Here is a 17,763-nt window from a genome sequence, read left to right as displayed (position 1 = left end):
GTCACACCCGTCCCAGTTCGGCTTCGTACTTCTTGGTCATGTGCTCGACGGCCTTGACGTGTTCGGCCGCTTGACCTTCGCGGACCGCCTGGGCGCGTGCCGCGGCGTCGATCATCGGTTGCGCCTGCCCCTGGAAGTACGGCATGACGTCCTGAGCGAACAGTTCGTAGGAACGCCGGGTGGCCTGCGGGTTCGCCCAGTCGTGACCCTGGATCAGCAGCGTGCCGAAACCGCCGGACTGGTCGATCAGGCGCTGGACCTGTGCGCGTGCCTCGTCGGCGGTGCCGATGACGCCGATGCCGGAGGTGTTGATGAAGTCGATCATCTCGTGCTTGTTGGTCCCGCGGACGTCCATCTGCGGGAAGGCCGCCACGTGCTGGAGGTAGTTGAACCAGTACTCGATGCCGTGCTCGACGTCCTTGTAGGCCTGCTCCTTGGTCTCCGCGATGTGGAAGGGACCGACCAGACGCCACGTCGACCGGTCCACCTCGTCGCTGCGTCCCGCCTGCGCGGCGAACTCCTCCAGCAGGCCCCAATGATGTTGCAGTGCACTGAAACCGTCAGCGGTCAGCGTGGCAGCGATCGACAGCAGGCCGATGCCGTACTTGCCGGCGAGGCGCGCACCGGTCGGCGACGCGATCGCGGCGACCACGACGTCGAACAGCGGATCCGAGTAGGGGGCCATCTGGATCTTCGCGTCGAAGAGTTCGTGGGTGCGGGTCTTGGCCGTCACCGTCTCGCCACGGAGCAGGCGCATGATGATGTCGGTGTTCTCCGCGAGCAACTCCCGGGTGTCGATCTGCGAGAGGCCGAGCATCGCGGCGTCGGTCGGGAGCGATCCCGGCCCGAGGCCGAACAGGGCGCGGCCCCGGGTCAGGTGATCGAGCATGATCATGCGCTCGGCCGCCCAGAGCGGGTTGTGGTACGAGACCGAGGTGACGCCCGTGCCGAGTTTGATGCGACTGGTGCGCTCGCCCGCCGCCGCGATCATGATCTCGGGCGACGCGTAGATCTCGGCACCCGCGGAGTGATGCTCGCCGAACCACGCCTCGTCGTATCCCAATTGCTCGAGGTACTGGACGAATTCGAGATCGCGCTGCAGCAGCAGCGTCGGGTTCTGTCCCGGTTCGTGGATCGGGGCGAGGAACGTGCCGAACTTCAGTCTGGTCATCGGAACTCCTGTGTGACGTGAGAGGTACACATCAGAAGCTATGACTCACGACACAGCGAGATAAGTCCGCAAAAGTAGACATTCGATGGCGGCGACCGACCGCCGCCGTTCAGTCGGCGACGGCCGGATACGCGTCGAGCATGAGGCCCGCCACCGCGCCGAGCGCGTCGTTCCAGGCCGCGGTCATCTCGCCGGTCCAGGCTCCGCCGCCGTGTTCGGCCATCGTCGTGACCAGAGCGTCGGCCACCCATCCGTACATCTCGGGCGTCACGCCGAGGTCGTTGTGCCGGCGTCCCAGCGCGCCGAGTGTTCGGCCGAGCCACTCGGCGTCGTCGAGGTGGTCGAGGACGGCCCCGATGGCTTCTTGGAGCATGGTCGCCTGGGGTCGAAGGTCCGTGCCGAACATCGGCCGGACCTCCGGATGTTCGGCGAACAATCGGTCGTAGAAGTCGAGCATCAACTTCTGTTCGTCGTCAATGACCAGGGAAAGGCTGTCCTGCAATACCTCTGGGTTCAACATGGGGGGCTGCACCTCGTCGGAATCGTGCGATGTAGCAATGAAACAGTTCTTGTATCTCTGTCACATCTAGCACGACGTAGGCCCTCGCACAGCGGAATGGCCGGACCGGCACAGATCACGCTGACGTGACTCAGAGGCCGGCGACCTCGCTGGCCGCGTAGGAAGCGAGCAATCGAAGGCGTTCCGCGCTGGGGGAGCCGGGCTCGGCGGTGTAGATCATCAGGATCGTCCCGGGATCAGCGGTCACGGCGAGCTCCTCGTAGGCCAGCGTCAGTTCGCCGACGACCGGGTGGTGGAAGCGTTTCGTCCCGGTGCCGTGTGTCCGGACGTTGTGCGCGGCCCAGAGGGTGCGGAAAGTGTCGCTGCGCGTAGATAATTCACCTACCAGATCCTGGAGCGCCTTGTCGTGCGGATCGCGTCCCGCCTCGGCCCGCATGATGGCGACGCACATCTCGGCGAACAGGTCCCAGTCCGGATAGAAGTCGCGGCTCGCCGGATCGAGGAACTGGAAGCGGGCCAGATTCGGCGTGCGACCGCCGTCGCCGATGACCGGCGAGTAGAAGGCGCGACCGAGGGCGTTGGGGGCCAGCAGGTCCTGATGTGAGTCGCGTACGAAGGCAGCGGCGTCGGTGATGGCGTCGAGTGCCCAGGTCAGGCTGTGGCGCGAGGCCGTGGCCTTCCCCGAACGACGCCTCGTGCGTCCGGAGGCGGGTATCCCGTCGGCGGCCCGGGCGAGGTCGAGAAGGTGGGCGCGCTCGGTGTCGTCGAGTTGTAGTGCTCTGGCGAGCGATTCGAGGACCGACGACGACGCGCCGGCGATGGTGCCCCGTTCCAGGCGGGAGTAATACTCGACGCTCACCCCGGCGAGGGTCGCGACCTCGCTGCGTCGGAGACCGGGCACGCGGCGATTACCGCCGGCCGGGAGCCCTGCGGTCTCGGGCGTGATCTTCGCGCGGCGCGACATGAGGAACTCGCGAACCTCGGCACGGTTGTCCATACGCCCAGCGTAGGACGGGCGGCGGCCTCGAGGGGTGCCCTGTCAGTACACCTCCCGACAGGAACTGTCGCGGACGCGACGCATGCGGTTGCCTTGATGGGTGACCGCAGCTGCCGTCGTGCTCGTCTCGTGAGGCGAGCAGGTGGCGGAACCGACTGACGAGGAGAACACATGCGCGGAGTGATCATGGACGCCCCCGGCGCCATCCGGGTGGCCGATCGCGAGAACCCGACCATCCAGGAACCGACCGACGCGATCGTCAAGATCGCCGCGACCTGCGTCTGCGGGTCGGATCTCTGGCCGTACCGCGGCATCGAAGACGTCGACCACGCGCCGATGGGCCACGAGTACGTCGGCACCGTCACCGAGATTGGGGACCAGGTGTCGTCGATCAGGGTGGGCGACTTCGTGGTGGGTTCGTTCTTCGCCTCGGACAACACCTGCGAGATCTGCCGCGCCGGCTACAAGTCCCGGTGTGTGCACGCCGAGCCGATGGGCGCCCTCGGCACGCAGGCCGAATACGCTCCGATTCCGCACGCCGACGGCACGGTCGTCCCGACTCCCGGTCAGCCGGATGCCGACCTGATCCCGTCGCTGCTCGCGGCATCGGACGTGCTCGGCACCGGTTGGTTCGGTGCCGTGGCGGCTGAGGTGGGTCCGGGTAAGACCGTGGCCGTCGTCGGCGACGGCGCGGTCGGACTGCTCGGTGTGCTGGCCGCGAAACAGCTGGGCGCCGAACGCATCATCGCGATGAGCAGGCACGCCGACCGGCAGGCGCTCGCCCGCGAGTTCGGGGCCACCGACATCGTGGCCGAACGCGGTGACGAGGGCGTGGCACGGATCAAGGAGCTCACCGACGGGCTCGGTGCGCATTCGGTCATCGAAGCCGTCGGCACGCAGGAGTCGATGATGCAGGCGATCCGGTCGACTCGGCCGGGCGGCCACGTGGGCTACGTCGGCGTCTCGCACGACGTCGAACTCCCCGGCCTGGAGCTGTTCTTCTCCGGCGTCCACCTGCACGGTGGGCCGGCCCCGGTGCGGCGCTTCCTGCCCGACCTGATCGACCTCATCTGGAAGCGGGAGATCGATCCCGGCAAGGTCTTCGACCTCACCCTCCCCCTCGACGACGCCGCCGAGGGATACCGCGCCATGGACGAACGCCGCGCGACCAAGGTGCTGCTCACCGTCTGACCTCGGTCGGTACCCTCACGGCAAACGAAAGGTGTTCTGCATGAAGATCACTCGCAGCTCCATCGACACCGTCAAAGGACCCGCAGACTGGTTCACCGGCGACGTCTACATCGATGCGGCGGCCGCCTCCCAGCCGCCGTCGCGTGTGTCGGCAAGCCTCGTCCATTTCATGCCGGGTGCGCGCACTCACTGGCACCGGCACCCGCTCAGCCAAACCGTCTTCGTCACCGAGGGCATCGGTCTGTGCCAGCGGCGCGGCGGGCCCATCGAGGTGATCCGCCCCGGCGACCGCGTGCTCTTCGAAGCCGACGAGGACCACTGGCACGGTGCCGCGCCGACGCGTCTGATGGTCCATCTCGCGATCAACGAGGGCGACGACGACCACGATGTCGTGCAGTGGCTGCAACCGGTCACCGACGAGGAGTACGGGCAGGCGCCGGATCTCGGGATCTGATCAGTCGAACTCGACGGTGAACCGGGCTCTTCGGGTTGCCTGACACGTCAGCAGCCTGGATCGTTCTGTCATGATCGAGCTCGGCCTTGCCACAATGCCGTCGTAACCGACTCGAACATCGTCGACTTGATGGCCCCGAGGGTAGTGCGATCCTTTCCGGCGATCGGTGCCAGTTTGGCGAGGGCAGCATCGACGAGGTCGCCTTCGGGTGCGGCCCCATCGATCAGGCCGGCGTCTATGGCTTCGGTGCTTCCGAAGCGATGACCGGTGCTCATCGCGACGAGCGCTGCCTGCGGGGTGAGTTTGGCCTGGATGAGCGCGGCCATCCCGGGGGTGAACGGGATGTTGATGTCCACCTCCGGGAAGCAGTAGTAACCGCGGTCGACGCGCATGATCCGGAAGTCGTGCGCGGTGGCGAGCATTGCTCCGGCGCCGAAGGCGTGGCCGTTGACCGCTGCGACTGTGGGAAGCGGAAACGTCAGAGTCCGGGCGAACAGGGCCTGCACTTGCTCGACGTACCAGTCGGCTCGATCGCCGTTGGCGATGAGCCAGTCCAGATCCAGACCATTGGAGTAGAACTTGCCGTCGCCCACGGTGATCAGGCCTTTGGCGTTCGCCTCGGCGTCGTCCAGGAGTGAACCGACGGCATCGAGCCAGTCGGGGGAGAATCGGTTCTCGTCGTCGCCAATGGTCAGGACGGCGATGTCGTCGTGGTAGTCCAGTGAAGCTGTCATGACGGGTCCTTTCGCGAAGCAGTGGCCTGATGCGATGGTTCGGTTGGGGTGAGGGACAGTACGGCGCGGACCGCCGTCGCAATGCGTTCGCGGGTTGCGGCATCGGGGGTTCTCCTGCCGCGCAGTAGCAATGCAGTCGGAAGTTCGACCACGCAGTCTCTGATGACGGACACGGCGTCACGGTCTGCGCGCTGCCAGACCGCCTGGGACAACTCGACGAACAATGACGTCAACGACCCGTCGAGACCGCGGAGCTCCCTCGCGAGGTCGTCGGGAAGGTCATCGGACCCAAGCAATTCTCCGCGATCGACAGTGAGTAGAAAGCCACCCCGCACAGGAGCTTCGAGCAAGAACCGTGCGGGCGCATCCGCGGCGACGACGACGGCTTCGACTGCGGAGTCATAACTGCCGTCGCCGCCGGTGAGGACCGCGTCGACCGCGTCGCGCTGAGCGGCGAGGAATTGCTCGGCCGCGCGCAACCACACCCTTCCCACGAGACCCGCGCGCGACCCGAACGCGTGATAGATCGCGCCGTTGGACATCGAGGTGAGCTCCGACAGCGCACGAACCGTCACCGCCGCAGGGCCGGCCCGGACCGCCAAGCCCTCGGCCGCATCCATCAACTGCTCGAGGTCGTGCGTGCGAGGACGAGGCATGACGAAACTCTAACAGAGCAGGCGCTCTGTAATGCCACCGCAGCCCGGGTCGACCCCGACTCGGGTTCGATGCCGTTCTCCCAGCGACTGTCGGCGAGGTGCCCGTGCTCCGAGGAGCCTGACGGTTGCGCGAGATCGGCCGCCTGAAGTCCGGATCGCGTGGTTTCGCGCACCTCGCGACGCGCCGTACTCGCGCGTAGCGATTTGACTCGTAAGAATCACAGCGTCGAACCACCCCGCGCGTCCCGGATCGCCACTGAGCTGGGCCGCTGCGCTGTACCGTACCTGCGGACCTTCAACCGCACGACGACGACGTGAATGGAGCCGGTGTTGTTTTCTCGTATCGCCATCGTGAACCGAGGTGAGGCCGCGATGCGGCTCATCCACGCCGTTCGGGGCCTCTCGGAAGAGACCGGGCAACCCATCGAGGTCATCGCGCTGCACACCGACGTGGATCGCAATGCAACGTTCGTACGTGAGGCGGACGTCGCATACGACCTCGGGCCTGCCGCGTCGCGTCCGTACCTGAACATGAAGGTGCTCGAGCACGCCTTGCTGGAGACCGGTGCCGACGCGGCATGGGTCGGTTGGGGCTTCGTGGCCGAGGATCCGCTGTTCGCCGAACTCTGCGACCGCATCGGCGTCACCTTCGTCGGGCCGTCGGCCGAGGCGATGCGCAAACTGGGCGACAAGATCGGCGCCAAGCTCATCGCCGAAGAAGTCGGCGTCCCGGTGGCGGCGTGGAGCCGCGGCGGTGTGGACACCCTCGACGAAGCCGTGGCCGCGGCAGCCCAGATCGGCTACCCGTTGATGCTGAAGGCGACCGCGGGCGGTGGTGGCCGCGGCATCCGGAAGGTGACCAGCGACGCCGATCTCCGCGACGCCTACACCCGCACCCGTGAGGAGGCCGAGCGCGCCTTCGGCAGCGGCGTGGTGTTCCTCGAACGGCTCGTGACCGGCGCGCGTCACGTCGAGGTCCAGGTCATCGCCGACGGCCAGGGGACCGCCTGGGCGCTGGGCGTTCGCGACTGTTCCGTTCAGCGACGAAACCAGAAGATCATCGAGGAATCGGCGTCGCCGGTTCTGCCCGCCGATCGGGTCGCCGAGCTCAAGGCGTCGGCGGAGCGGCTCGCCGTCGCCGTCGGTTACCGGGGTGCGGCCACCGTCGAGTTCCTCTATCACCCGGGTGAGAACCTGCTGGCGTTCCTCGAGGTCAACACCCGACTGCAGGTGGAGCACCCGATCACCGAGGCGACCACCGGCTTCGACCTGGTGCGTGCGCAGCTTCATGTGGCGTCCGGTGGACGTCTCGAAGGCGAGCCGCCGAGCGAGCGCGGGCACGCCATCGAAGCCCGTCTCAATGCCGAGGACCCCGACCGCGACTTCGCGCCCGCTCCCGGCCGGATCGGCCTGCTCGAGCTGCCCGCCGGGCCGGGTATCCGCGTCGACACCGGGGTCAGCGAAGGCGACACCATCCCCGCCGACTTCGACTCGATGATCGCCAAGATCATCGCCTACGGACGGAACCGCGACGAGGCACTCGGCCGCCTCCGCCGGGCCATGCGCGAGACCCGCGTGATCATCGCCGGCGGCGCGACCAACAAGAGCTTCGTGCTGGAGCTGCTCGCGCAGCCGCAGGTCATCGACGGGAGCGCGGACACCGGCTGGATCGACCGCGTGCGTGCCGAGGGCGGCCTCGTCGCCAACCGGCACTCGGCGATCGCGCTGATCGCCGCCGCCATCGACGCGTACGAGGAAGAGGAACTCGTCGAGCGGCAGCGGCTGATGTCGACGGCCTCCGGCGGTCGTCCGCAGGTGCAGCACGACAGCGGCCGTCCGCTCGATCTGAAGCTGCGCGGTGTCGCGTATCGCGTCCGGGTCGGGGCCATCGGCGCGCATCGCTTCCGCGTGACCATCGAGGCGCCGGGCGAGATCCGGACCGCCGATGTCGACCTCGAACGCTTCGACGAGCACGCCGCGCAGCTCGTGGTCAACCGGGTGCGCTACCGCCTGCTCACCGACACCCACGGGCCGATCCACCTCGTCGACGTGGACGGCGTCACCCACCGCGTCAGCCGCGACGAGGGCGGTGTGGTGCGCTCGCCCGCGCCGGCGCTCGTCGTCGCGACGCCGCTGCAGGCCGGCGACGAGGTCGACGCGGGCGCCCCCATCCTCGTGCTGGAGAGCATGAAGATGGAGACCGTCCTGCGCGCGCCGGTGCGCTCACGTGTCAAGGAGTGCGGGGTGTCGGTCGGCACCCAGGTGGAGACGGGCGCGACCCTGATGCGCCTCGAACCGCTCGCCGACGACGAGGACGACGCCGTCGAGGAGGTGGCCGCCGACGCCGTCGACCTGGAGCTGCCTGCCGAGCTCGAGGTCGATCCCACCGAACGCACCACCCGCAGTCAGGAAGACCTCCGCAGCCAGCTGCTCGGCTTCGACGTCGACCCGAACCACCGGATGCGCCTGCTCGACGAGTACCTCGCCGTCCGGCGCGCCGCATTCGACAGCGGCCGTCGTCCGCTGGCCGACGAGCTCGAACTGGTGACGGTGTTCGCCGACCTGGCCGAGCTGAGCCAGAACCGGCCGTCGAGTCATGAGGTCGGTGTCGAGCACGTGCACAGCGCACGCGAGAACTTCCACACCTACCTGCAGAGTCTCGACGTCGAACGCGACGGGCTGCCCGCGGCGTTCCACGACCAGCTGAGCCGCGCGCTCAGCCACTACGGCGTGACCGACCTCGAGCGCACCCCGGAGCTCGAGGCCGCGGTGTTCCGGATCTTCCTCGCGCTGCAGAACCCGAACGACTCGGCCGCGGTGATCAGCTCGCTGCTCCTTGAATGGCTCGACGAGCCGACCCCGCGCGACGAACTGCGCGACGCGGTGGGCACCGCCCTCGACCGCCTCGTCGCCGCCACCCAGGTCCGCTTCCCGGCCGTCGCCGACCTCGCCCGCGGCGTCATCTACGCCTGGTACGGCCAGCCGCTGCTGCTGCGCGACCGCGCCCGCGTCTACAGCAATGTGCGCAAGCAGCTCAAGTACCTCGACGAGAACCCCGACGCCGCCGACCGCACGAGCCGCATCGACGACATGGTGCGCAGCACCGAACCGCTCGTCCGGCTTCTCGGTCAGCGCATCGAGCGGCACGCCGACAACACGGTGATGCTCGAGGTTCTGACCCGGCGTTACTACGGCAACCGCGGCCTCGCCGACATCCGGATCCGGGAGGCCGGCGGGGCGACGTTCGTGGTCGCCCAGCGAGATGCCGGTGACATCGCTTCGGCCGCAGTCGGTTTCGACGCCCTGCCGGCGACGATCGGCGGACTCGCCGAACTCGCCCGCGACACCGCCGCGGTCGATGCCGACATCTACCTGGCGTGGGAGCAGCAACCCGACGACTTCGACGTGCTCGCCGGGACACTGCACGACATCGTCGCCACCAGTTCGCTTCCGCCGCAGGTGCACCGCGTCACCATCACGGTCGCCGGCAGCGCCGATGCGCGGATGCATCACCACGTGACCTTCCGGCCGTCGGCGACGGGTATGGCCGAGGAACGCCTGATCCGCGGACTGCACCCCTACATCGCACAGCGCATGCAGATGGAACGGCTCCGCAAGTTCGACCTCACCCGACTGCCGTCGTCGGACGACGAAGAGGTCTACCTCTTCCGTTGTGTCGCACGGGAGAACGCGTCGGATCGCCGTCTCGTCGCCTTCGCGCAGGTCCGCGACCTGACCGCACTGCGCGACCAGGACGGCCGCCTGCTGACGCTGCCGACCGCCGAAGCCGCACTCGCGTCGTGCGTCGACTCCATCCGGCGCGCGCAGCGCGGTTCCACCAACCTGTCCAGCGCCAACCGGATCATCATGTACGTGTGGCCGCCGATCGACGTCGACGCCGACGTCCTCGACGCGATCGCCGACCACATCCGCGGCACGACACAGGGAGTGGGGCTCGAAGAGGTCCAGCTCATCGCGCGTCGCCGCGACCGCGACACCGGCGAGCTGAGCAAGGTGTCGGTCCATTTCTCGGTCAACCCGACCGGCGGGTTCGACGTCCGGGTAGTCGACCCGACCGACGAGCCGATCGAACCGGTCGACGAGTACCGCCAGAAGGTGCTGCGGGCAGCGAAGCGCAACACCGTCTATCCGTACGAATTGGCCGCCATCCTGGGCGATTTCACCGAGTACGACCTCGACGCCGAGCAGCGTCTGGTGCCGGTCGACCGGGCCAAGGGTCGCAACTCCGCGGCGATCGTCGCCGGTGTGGTCACCACCCCGACCGAGAAGTACCCGCGCGGTGTCACCCGCGTGGTCCTGCTCGGCGACCCGACGAAATCGCTGGGCGCACTGGCGGAACCGGAGTGCAGCCGGCTGGTCGCGGCGCTCGACCTCGCCGAGCAGATGCAGGTCCCGCTCGAGTGGTACGCACTCTCCTCAGGCGCGCGGATCTCCATGGATTCCGGCACGGAGAACATGGACTGGATCGCCCGGGCGCTGAAGCGCATCGTCGAGTTCACGCAGGCCGGCGGTGAGATCAACATCGTCGTGGCGGGGATCAACGTGGGCGGGCAGCCGTACTGGAACGCCGAGGCGACGATGCTCATGCACACCAAGGGCATCCTCGTGATGACACCGGAGTCGGCCATGGTGCTCACCGGCAAGCAGTCGCTGGACTTCTCCGGCGGTGTGTCGGCGGAGGACAACTTCGGCATCGGCGGTTACGACCGCGTCATGGGCCCCAACGGTCAGGCGCAGTACTGGGCGCCGAATCTCGGTGCCGCACGGGATCTTCTGATGGCTCACTACGAGCACACCTACGTGGCGTCGGGCGAGCAGACCCCGCGTCGCGCGATCACGAGCGACCCGGTGGACCGCGACATCTCCGACTACCCGCACGTCCTGGCGGGCAGCGACTTCACCACGGTCGGACAGATCTTCTCGGCGGCCACCAACCCGGACCGCAAGAAGCCCTTCGACATCCGCACGGTGATCCGCGCCGTCGCCGACCAGGACCACCCGGTGCTGGAGCGCTGGGCGGGGATGGCCGACGCGGAGACCGCGGTCGTGTGCGATCTGCACATGGGCGGAATCCCGGTGTGCCTGTTGGGTATCGAGTCGAGGGAGGTGCCGCGCCGGGGATACACCCCCACGGACGGTCCCGACACCTACACGGCCGGCACGCTGTTCCCGCAGTCGTCGAAGAAGGCGGCGCGCGCGATCAACGTGGCCAGCGGAAACCGACCGCTCGTGGTGCTGGCCAACCTGTCCGGGTTCGACGGATCGCCGGAGTCGTTGCGCAAGCTCCAGCTGGAGTACGGCGCGGAGATCGGGCGGGCCATCGTGAACTTCGAGGGCCCCATCGTGTTCTGCGTGATCTCGCGCTACCACGGTGGTGCATTCGTGGTGTTCTCGAAGGCGTTGAACCCCAACATGACCGTGCTCGCGATCGACGGGTCGTTCGCGTCGGTGCTCGGCGGTGCCCCCGCGGCGGCGGTGGTCTTCGCCGGCGACGTGGCCAAGCGGGTCAGTGCCGACGCACGGGTGCGCGAACTCGAGGCGGAGACCGCACAGGCCACCGGCCCCGACCGCTCACGGCTCAACGCCGAGCTGGCCGATCTGCGTCAGTCGGTGCGCGCGGAGAAGATCAGCGAGATCGCCGCGGAGTTCGACGCGGTGCACAGCATCCGACGCGCCGTCGAGGTCGGTTCGGTCGACGCGGTCATCCAGGCCGACGAGCTCCGGCCCCAGATCATCGGCGCGATCGAGAAGTCGCCGGCGTGGGGTCGGCAGGACTCTCAGGTGGCCAGCTCGTAGAGCCTGCGCTCCTTGATGCGAAAGAGCCTGTATGTGCTAGAAGCGAGCCCAACTACTGCTCGCTGAGGAGGCCGGAGCTTGCGAGCGTCACCCCCCGCTCCCTGAGGAGCGAGCTTGCGAGCGTCACGAAGGGTCTTTCGCAACTCGCCTCGGGAAGACCCTTCGTGACGCGCCCTCCGCAAGCTCCGGCGCTCCTCAGGGAGCTGGGGGCAGGTCGTTCTCTCGGAGCAGTGGGCAGGTCGTTCTTCCGGATCAGGGAGCAGAGACGCGTTCGACGATCTCCTTGATCGCCGCGAGGGTGACCGGGATCCCCGACAACGCGGCGTCGCGGCGCTGCTCGAGTTGGGCGTCGGCGTCGTCCCCGAACCGCTGTGCGAACAGCTCGAACCCGGCCGGCTGCACGGCCCACGATTCGGTCAGCGTCGTCCCGTCGTCGTCGGGTTCGATCGTGTACGACCACCGCACGGCGTCGCCGTTGACCATCCAGGCGAACTCGACGGGCTCCTGTGCGGCGACCACCCGCGACTGGGTCTCCCACACCCGCTCGGGTGTCTCGTTGCGGCCGAAGAACCACGCGCCCACCTCCGGTCCGGTCGCGGGCTCCTTCCACCAGCACGCCTTGCAGATCGGGCTCCACTCGCCGGTGCGAGCGATGTCGGTCACCACGTCCCAGACCTGCTGCGGCGTGGCGTCGACGGCGATGGACTCGGAGTGGGTGAATCGGGCACTGCGGTCGATGTCGCTGGTCGTCATGGGCCCTTCCTGCGGTCGCGTACCGACCATCCTAGGGAGGGCGCCGCTCAGGGCGCGATGGTCCGGTACCGGGACGGGCTGACCCCGAAGGTCCGGCTGAACGCACGACTGAAGTGCGACGGGTCGCGGAACCCGACCTGTGCGCAGATGTCGGCGACGCCCAGATCGCTCTGGACGAGCAGGTTACGGGCCCGGTCGAGCCGCCGGGCGTAGAGCCACGCCCGAGGTGTGGTGCCGGTCGTGCTGAACAGCTTGTGGACGTAGCGCACCGACATCCCGAGCTCTGCGGCCACCAGTGCGATGGTGTGGTCGGGATCGTGGAGGTGATCGGCCATCGCGTTCTGGACCGCGCGGAGGTCGGCGGCGTGTATCCGGTCGGTCGCGGTGCGGGGTGAGACCTGCTCGGTCATCGCGCCGGCGACCATGTCGAGGACCGCGCTCGCCACCGTGCTCGACGACGGCACGGAGATGCCCTGGACCTGGGCCGCGACATCGACCAGGAAGTTCGACACCAGCCGTCCGATGCCCGAGTCGACCGCGATGGCCCGGCCCGTCGCGTCGTCGACGACGTCGTGGGTTGCCCGCGCGATGAGCTGTTCCCGCGGGGCGCGCACGACGATCTGCTCGAACTCGGTTGCGCCACTGACGACGAAAGGTGCAGTGGCGTCGATGATCCCGAAGGCGCCGTGTTCCAGCAATCCGGTGCGCTCACCCTGTGAGATCGTCGCGGCCCCCTGGGTGATGAGGCACAGCAGATAGTCGTCGGCCGGATCGGATTCGATCATCGCCGGCGTGCGCACGACGGTGTGCGGATCGGCGCGGACCACGCTGACCGACAGGGCGCCGACGGGTCGGGCGACGATCTGTGCGGTGAACGGGCGTCGGTCCTGGGGCCAGTCGATGTCCATCTCGCAGAAGGTGGCGTCGAGGGCCTCGGCCCACCGCACCCGGCCCTCGGCACTCGCAAGCTCGCGGGTGCTCAGTTCCACGGATCCGGCGGTGCGCGCGGAGTCATCCATCGGTGCATTCGCAGTCATTCTCTCCCACCACCTCCACCCATAGTGTTCCAGATCACAAGACATCGCCGACGTGGCCGGCGGCATGACCGAACGAGCCGGCCCCAGACAACAGGTATCCGGAACGACAACGGAGAGTCACATGACCGCAGTACAGCCCTCCCACGAGGTCACCCCGAAGTTCGTCGAAGAGATCACGATGGCCGAGCTGGAGGCCGATCCGTACCCCTTCTACGAGCGGCTCCGAAAGGAGGCGCCGGTGGCGTTCGTGCCGTCACTCGGGATGTACATCGTCTCGACCCGCGAACTCTGCATGCAGATCGCGAAGGACTCGGACACCTGGCCTGCGGTGATCTCCCCGGCCGGCGGACGCACGTTCGGCCACGGTGCGCTGCTCAACTCGAACGGCCCCGAGCATCGCGACCTGCGCGACATGGTCGAGCCGCATCTGCAACCGTCGGCCGTCGACGACTACATCGACGATCTGGTGCGTCCGTTCGCACGCGAACTGCTGGAGCGGATCGAGGACAACGGTTCGGCCGACATCGTCGCCGAGTACTGCGAACCGGTCAGTGTCCGTGCCCTCGGCGACCTGCTGGGCCTCGGAGATGTGAGCACGGACAAACTGCGGGAGTGGTTCCACAAGCTCAGCGGCTCGTTCACCAACTCCGCGATGACGCCCGACGGCGAGTTCGCCAATCCCGACGGCTTCGTCCCGGGGGACGAGGCGAAGGCCGAGATCATCGCGCACGTCGACCCCAAGATCGACGAGTGGATCGTCAACCCGGATCACAGCGCGATCTCGCACTGGCTCCACGACGGGATGCCGGAAGGCCAGACGCGCAGCCGCGACGTCATCTACCCCAACCTGTATGTGTTCCTTCTCGGGGCGATGCAGGAGCCGGGACATGCGATGGCGACCACACTCGCCGGTCTGTTCAGCCGGCCGGAACAGCTGGAGCGGGTCGTCGACGATCCCGGCCTCATCCCCAGGGCGGTCGGTGAGGGTATGCGGTGGGTCGCGCCGATCTGGTCGGCGGCCGCGAAGATCGCCACCGACGAGGTCGTCGTCGGCGGTGTGACCATCCCGCAGAACTCCGTGGTGATGCTGTCCTACGGGTCGGCGAATCAGGACGAGAACGCCTACGACGCCCCGACCGCCTACGACCTCGACCGGGCCGTGATCCCGAACATGACCTTCGGTGGCGGCGTCCATGCCTGTGCCGGAACCTATTTCGCGAACAACGTGATCCGGATCGCGCTCGAGGAACTGCTGGAGACGATCCCGAACATCGAGCGAGACACCGACCACGAGGTCAACTTCTGGGGCTGGGGCTTCCGCGGTCCCAAGGAGCTCCACGTGAAGTGGGAGGTCTGAGCCGTGACCAGCACACATCGGGTCCGTATCCAGGGCTCGGACACCCCGTTCGAGGTCGCCGACGACCAGTCGGTTCTCGACGCGGTCCTGCGTGCCGGGGAGTGGCTCCCGCACTCCTGCACGCAAGGAACTTGCGGGACCTGCAAGGTGCGGGTACTCGACGGCCAGGTGGCGCACAATGATTCGCCCGAGTACACGCTGACGCCGGCCGAACGGTGTGCCGGCCTGGCGCTGGGCTGTCTGGCCACGCCGTGCTCCGACCTGGTCGTCGAACCACTGGGCACCGCGTCGGACGATGGCGCACCACGGCATCCACTGCGCGATTTCGACGGCACCGTCGTCGCCCTGGACGACATCGCCACCGACACGCGGCGACTCGTCGTCGAACTGGACGAACCGATGTCGTTCAACGCCGGTCAGTACGCGGAACTGCAGATCCCCGGTACCGGTCTCGGACGTCAGTATTCGATGGCCAACCCGCCGTCGGAACCGAAGCGCCTGGAGTTCCACGTCAAGCGCACCGTCGGTGGAAGGGCAACGGACGGTTGGATCTTCAGCGCGCTGTCGGTGGGGGAGCGGGTGGAACTCCGTGGACCGCTGGGCCAGTTCCACCTCGTCCGCGAACAGAGCGAACCGGCCATCCTCATCGGTGGGGGCACCGGACTCGCCCCGCTCAAGTCGATCGCCCGTCATGTGCTCGATCACGGTCTGGTCCCCGAGCTGTACCTCTACCACGGTGGCCGACGCCGCGACGACCTCTACGACGTCGACTTCTTCCGCGACCTCGAGGCCGAGCGCGGTAACTTCCACTACCGGCCCGTCCTGAGCGAGGAGCAATGGGACGGGTCGACCGGGATGGTCACCGATGCGGTCGTCGAGGACTTCCGGAGCTGTAAAGGGCTGAGCGCGTACCTGTGTGGCCCACCGGCCATGATCGAGGCCGGAGTCCGGGCGCTCAAACGTCGCCGGATGGCGCCCCGTCTCATCTTCCGCGAGGAATTCACCGTGGCGGCACCCGTGGCGACCACTGCAGCGTCGTGACATCCCGCTCGAACCCGAAAGGCAAGCCATGTACCGACTCACCGTGATCTACGGACACCCGCTCGACCCGGCGGCCTTCGACCGGCACTACGAGAACGAGCATGCCGAGCTGGTTCGCCGCATCCCCGGACTGCGGCGGTTCGCCGCAGGCAAATGCGAGTCCCTCGATGGCACCGAACCCGCCTCGTACAGTGTGGCCGAGCTGTACTTCGATTCAAAAGAGTCTCTTGGGCAGGCACTCGGCTCGCCCGAGGGGCAAGCCGCGGCCGGCGATGTCGCGAACTTCGCCACCGGCGGTGCCACCATGTTGTTCAGTGACGAGTCGACGGTGGGGCCCTGAGATGGCCGCGTTGCAGACCGTCCAGAAGATCGGCCCGGTGCTGGATCTGTTCACCGTCGAACGTCCGGAGTGGGGTGTGTCGGAGGTCGCGGGTGAGCTCGGCGTCCCCCGGTCGAGCGCACACGCGCTGCTGGCCTCACTGGTCGACATCGGCCTGCTCCAGTGCCGCGCCCGCGGCCGCTACCGCATCGGCTGGCGGGTCGTCGAGCTGAACCAGGCGTTGCAGGGCACGGTCGACGTCAAATCCTGTGCCGCACCGGCTTTGCAGGCGCTGTCGGAGAAGTTCGGCGAGACAACCCATCTCGCGGTCATGGAACGCTACCGGGTGATCTACGTCGACAAGGTGCTCGGCAATCACGTCATCAACGTGTCCGGCGCCCGGATCGGCGCCCAGCTCGACGCGCACTGCAGCGCGGTCGGCAAAGTGCTACTCGCGCACTGCGACCCGGCTCAGCTGGCCCGCAACGTGACCGACAAGCAGCTCCGGCGGTACACGTCGTCGACCGTCACGGACCCGGACGAACTGGCGGCCGAACTGAAGGGTGTGCTGCGTCGGGGGTGCGCCTTCGACCTGGCCGAAGCCGTTCCCGACGTGCATTGCGTCGCGGCTCCGATCCGCGACGAGATGGGGGTGGTCGTGGCGGCGATGTCGATCACCGCGCCCGCGACGAGATTCATCCCGGCCCAACACGAACTCCGGCGTGCGGTGATCGCGGCCGCCGCCGACGCGTCACGCGCGCTGAACACCTCGTCCGGCGACGTGTCCACGCCCATCCGGCTGCCTGAGCGCGAGGTCTCCGTCCTGCACGCGGTGGCGGGATGACCCCGCGGTCGCTGTCCCTCATCCCAGAAAGACCATGCCGCTCATGACTGACCATGCCGACGACGCCGACCTCGTCCGCACCGCCGCCGAGGCACTCCTCGACGCCTACCGCCACCACACCACGATCGAACCCCTGGCCTCGCGGTTCGCAGGCCACCCACTGTCGACCGCGTACGAGATCGCGCTCGCGCAGGTTCAGGACTGGGAGAAGAACGGCGATGCGGTGAAGGGCCACAAGGTCGGACTGGCCTCCCGCGCCATCCAACGGCAGATGGGCGTCGACCAGCCGGACTTCGGGCACCTCACCGCGAGCATGTTCCATCTCGAGCACGCCCCGATCCCGGCGGGCACCTTCATCCAGCCGCGCATCGAGCCAGAGGTCGCCTTCGTCCTCGCCAAACCGCTTCGCGGGCCGGGGGTCACGGTCGCAGAGGCCGCCGCGGCCGTCGACTTCGTGCTCCCCGCACTGGAGATCGTGGACTCGCGCATCCGCGACTGGCAGATCGGCATCTTCGACACCATCGCCGACAATGCGTCGTCGGGCGGGGTGATCCTGGGCGGACGGCCGGTGCCTCTCGTCGACGTCGACCTGCGGATGGCCGGTTGCAACCTGCATGTGAACGGCGAACTCGTCGACAGCGGCGCCGGTGGTGCGGTGCTGGGATCCCCTATCAACGCGCTGGTGTGGCTGGCGAACACGGTCGGGCCGCTGGGTGTCACCCTCGAACCAGGCCACGTGGTCCTGCCCGGTTCGATGACCGCGGCCGTGCCGGTCGCACCGGGGGACACCGTGGTCGCCACCATCGCCGGACTTGGCAGCGTCACCGCGGTGCTGGCCGGCGCGTGAGTGCTCGTGTCCTCGAACCATCAGG

At 67.9% G+C, this 17,763-nt stretch carries 15 protein-coding genes; 8 read left to right on the top strand and 7 right to left on the bottom strand.

What is annotated here, in order from left to right:
* Position 1: 1 nt before the first annotated feature.
* The 3 genes from MVF96_RS21040 to MVF96_RS21030 all read right to left on the bottom strand — a co-directional run bounded on the left by MVF96_RS21040 (position 2) and on the right by MVF96_RS21030 (position 2,688).
* Complete coding sequence (locus MVF96_RS21040; protein WP_058249683.1) at positions 2 to 1,171, bottom strand: LLM class flavin-dependent oxidoreductase; 1,170 nt, start codon at positions 1,169 to 1,171, stop codon at positions 2 to 4.
* A 109-nt stretch (positions 1,172 to 1,280) separates the two neighbouring features.
* Positions 1,281 to 1,691 carry a globin domain-containing protein gene (locus tag MVF96_RS21035; RefSeq protein WP_247450306.1) on the bottom strand — a complete coding sequence of 137 codons (411 nt, stop codon included), beginning with the start codon at positions 1,689 to 1,691 and terminating at the stop codon, positions 1,281 to 1,283.
* 130 nt (positions 1,692 to 1,821) lie between these two features.
* A complete protein-coding gene (locus MVF96_RS21030) occupies positions 1,822 to 2,688 on the bottom strand; it encodes a helix-turn-helix transcriptional regulator (RefSeq protein WP_247450305.1) in 867 nt (288 codons plus the stop codon).
* 171 nt (positions 2,689 to 2,859) lie between these two features.
* On the opposite strand from MVF96_RS21030, the gene MVF96_RS21025 reads away from it, so the two are divergent.
* Together MVF96_RS21025 and MVF96_RS21020 are read left to right on the top strand one after the other, a co-directional pair.
* Positions 2,860 to 3,879 (top strand): zinc-dependent alcohol dehydrogenase family protein, encoded by a 1,020-nt coding sequence (locus MVF96_RS21025; RefSeq protein WP_247450303.1) that lies wholly within the window; start codon positions 2,860 to 2,862, stop codon positions 3,877 to 3,879.
* Between the two features lie 40 nt (positions 3,880 to 3,919).
* Complete coding sequence (locus MVF96_RS21020) at positions 3,920 to 4,333, top strand: (R)-mandelonitrile lyase (RefSeq protein ID WP_247450301.1); 414 nt, start codon at positions 3,920 to 3,922, stop codon at positions 4,331 to 4,333.
* 68 nt (positions 4,334 to 4,401) lie between these two features.
* Here the strand turns inward: MVF96_RS21020 and MVF96_RS21015 are convergent, their stop codons facing one another.
* Together MVF96_RS21015 and MVF96_RS21010 are read right to left on the bottom strand one after the other, a co-directional pair.
* The gene (locus tag MVF96_RS21015) at positions 4,402 to 5,067 is read right to left on the bottom strand and encodes an enoyl-CoA hydratase/isomerase family protein (protein WP_247450299.1); all 666 of its coding nucleotides are present in this window, start codon (positions 5,065 to 5,067) and stop codon (positions 4,402 to 4,404) included.
* The gene (locus MVF96_RS21010) at positions 5,064 to 5,723 is read right to left on the bottom strand and encodes a TetR/AcrR family transcriptional regulator (RefSeq protein ID WP_247450297.1); all 660 of its coding nucleotides are present in this window, start codon (positions 5,721 to 5,723) and stop codon (positions 5,064 to 5,066) included. Before MVF96_RS21010 ends, MVF96_RS21015 begins: the two co-directional genes overlap by 4 nt.
* A 318-nt stretch (positions 5,724 to 6,041) precedes the next feature.
* Here MVF96_RS21010 and MVF96_RS21005 point away from each other — a divergent pair, with 318 nt between their 5' ends.
* Positions 6,042 to 11,540, top strand: a complete 5,499-nt coding sequence (locus tag MVF96_RS21005) for an ATP-binding protein (RefSeq protein WP_247450295.1) — start codon at positions 6,042 to 6,044, stop codon at positions 11,538 to 11,540.
* Positions 11,541 to 11,792: 252 nt separating this feature from the next.
* Here the strand turns inward: MVF96_RS21005 and MVF96_RS21000 are convergent, their stop codons facing one another.
* The gene (locus MVF96_RS21000; protein ID WP_247450293.1) at positions 11,793 to 12,293 is read right to left on the bottom strand and encodes an SRPBCC family protein; all 501 of its coding nucleotides are present in this window, start codon (positions 12,291 to 12,293) and stop codon (positions 11,793 to 11,795) included.
* A gap of 47 nt (positions 12,294 to 12,340) precedes the next feature.
* Positions 12,341 to 13,330: an AraC family transcriptional regulator gene (locus tag MVF96_RS20995; protein ID WP_159371528.1), complete on the bottom strand. Its 990-nt coding sequence runs from the start codon at positions 13,328 to 13,330 to the stop codon at positions 12,341 to 12,343.
* Between the two features lie 121 nt (positions 13,331 to 13,451).
* On the opposite strand from MVF96_RS20995, the gene MVF96_RS20990 reads away from it, so the two are divergent.
* From MVF96_RS20990 to MVF96_RS20970, 5 genes are read left to right on the top strand one after another with little or no spacing between them, the layout of a single operon-like run.
* A complete protein-coding gene (locus MVF96_RS20990) occupies positions 13,452 to 14,687 on the top strand; it encodes a cytochrome P450 (protein WP_065632478.1) in 1,236 nt (411 codons plus the stop codon).
* 3 nt (positions 14,688 to 14,690) lie between these two features.
* Positions 14,691 to 15,728 (top strand): NADH:ubiquinone reductase (Na(+)-transporting) subunit F, encoded by a 1,038-nt coding sequence (locus tag MVF96_RS20985; RefSeq protein WP_374612538.1) that lies wholly within the window; start codon positions 14,691 to 14,693, stop codon positions 15,726 to 15,728.
* A gap of 28 nt (positions 15,729 to 15,756) precedes the next feature.
* The gene (locus MVF96_RS20980; protein ID WP_065632480.1) at positions 15,757 to 16,068 is read left to right on the top strand and encodes an EthD family reductase; all 312 of its coding nucleotides are present in this window, start codon (positions 15,757 to 15,759) and stop codon (positions 16,066 to 16,068) included.
* Position 16,069: 1 nt separating this feature from the next.
* Entirely contained in the window at positions 16,070 to 16,891 is an 822-nt protein-coding gene (locus tag MVF96_RS20975; RefSeq protein WP_065632481.1) for an IclR family transcriptional regulator, read from the top strand.
* Positions 16,892 to 16,934: 43 nt separating this feature from the next.
* Complete coding sequence (locus MVF96_RS20970; RefSeq protein WP_247450291.1) at positions 16,935 to 17,738, top strand: 2-keto-4-pentenoate hydratase; 804 nt, start codon at positions 16,935 to 16,937, stop codon at positions 17,736 to 17,738.
* The last annotated feature ends 25 nt before the right edge of the window (positions 17,739 to 17,763 follow it).

It is taken from the genome of Gordonia hongkongensis, assembly GCF_023078355.1.
GTDB classification, from domain to species: domain Bacteria; phylum Actinomycetota; class Actinomycetes; order Mycobacteriales; family Mycobacteriaceae; genus Gordonia; species Gordonia hongkongensis.
Note: the sequence above shows the minus strand (reverse complement) of the source record. Positions and strands in the feature narration are given on the sequence as shown.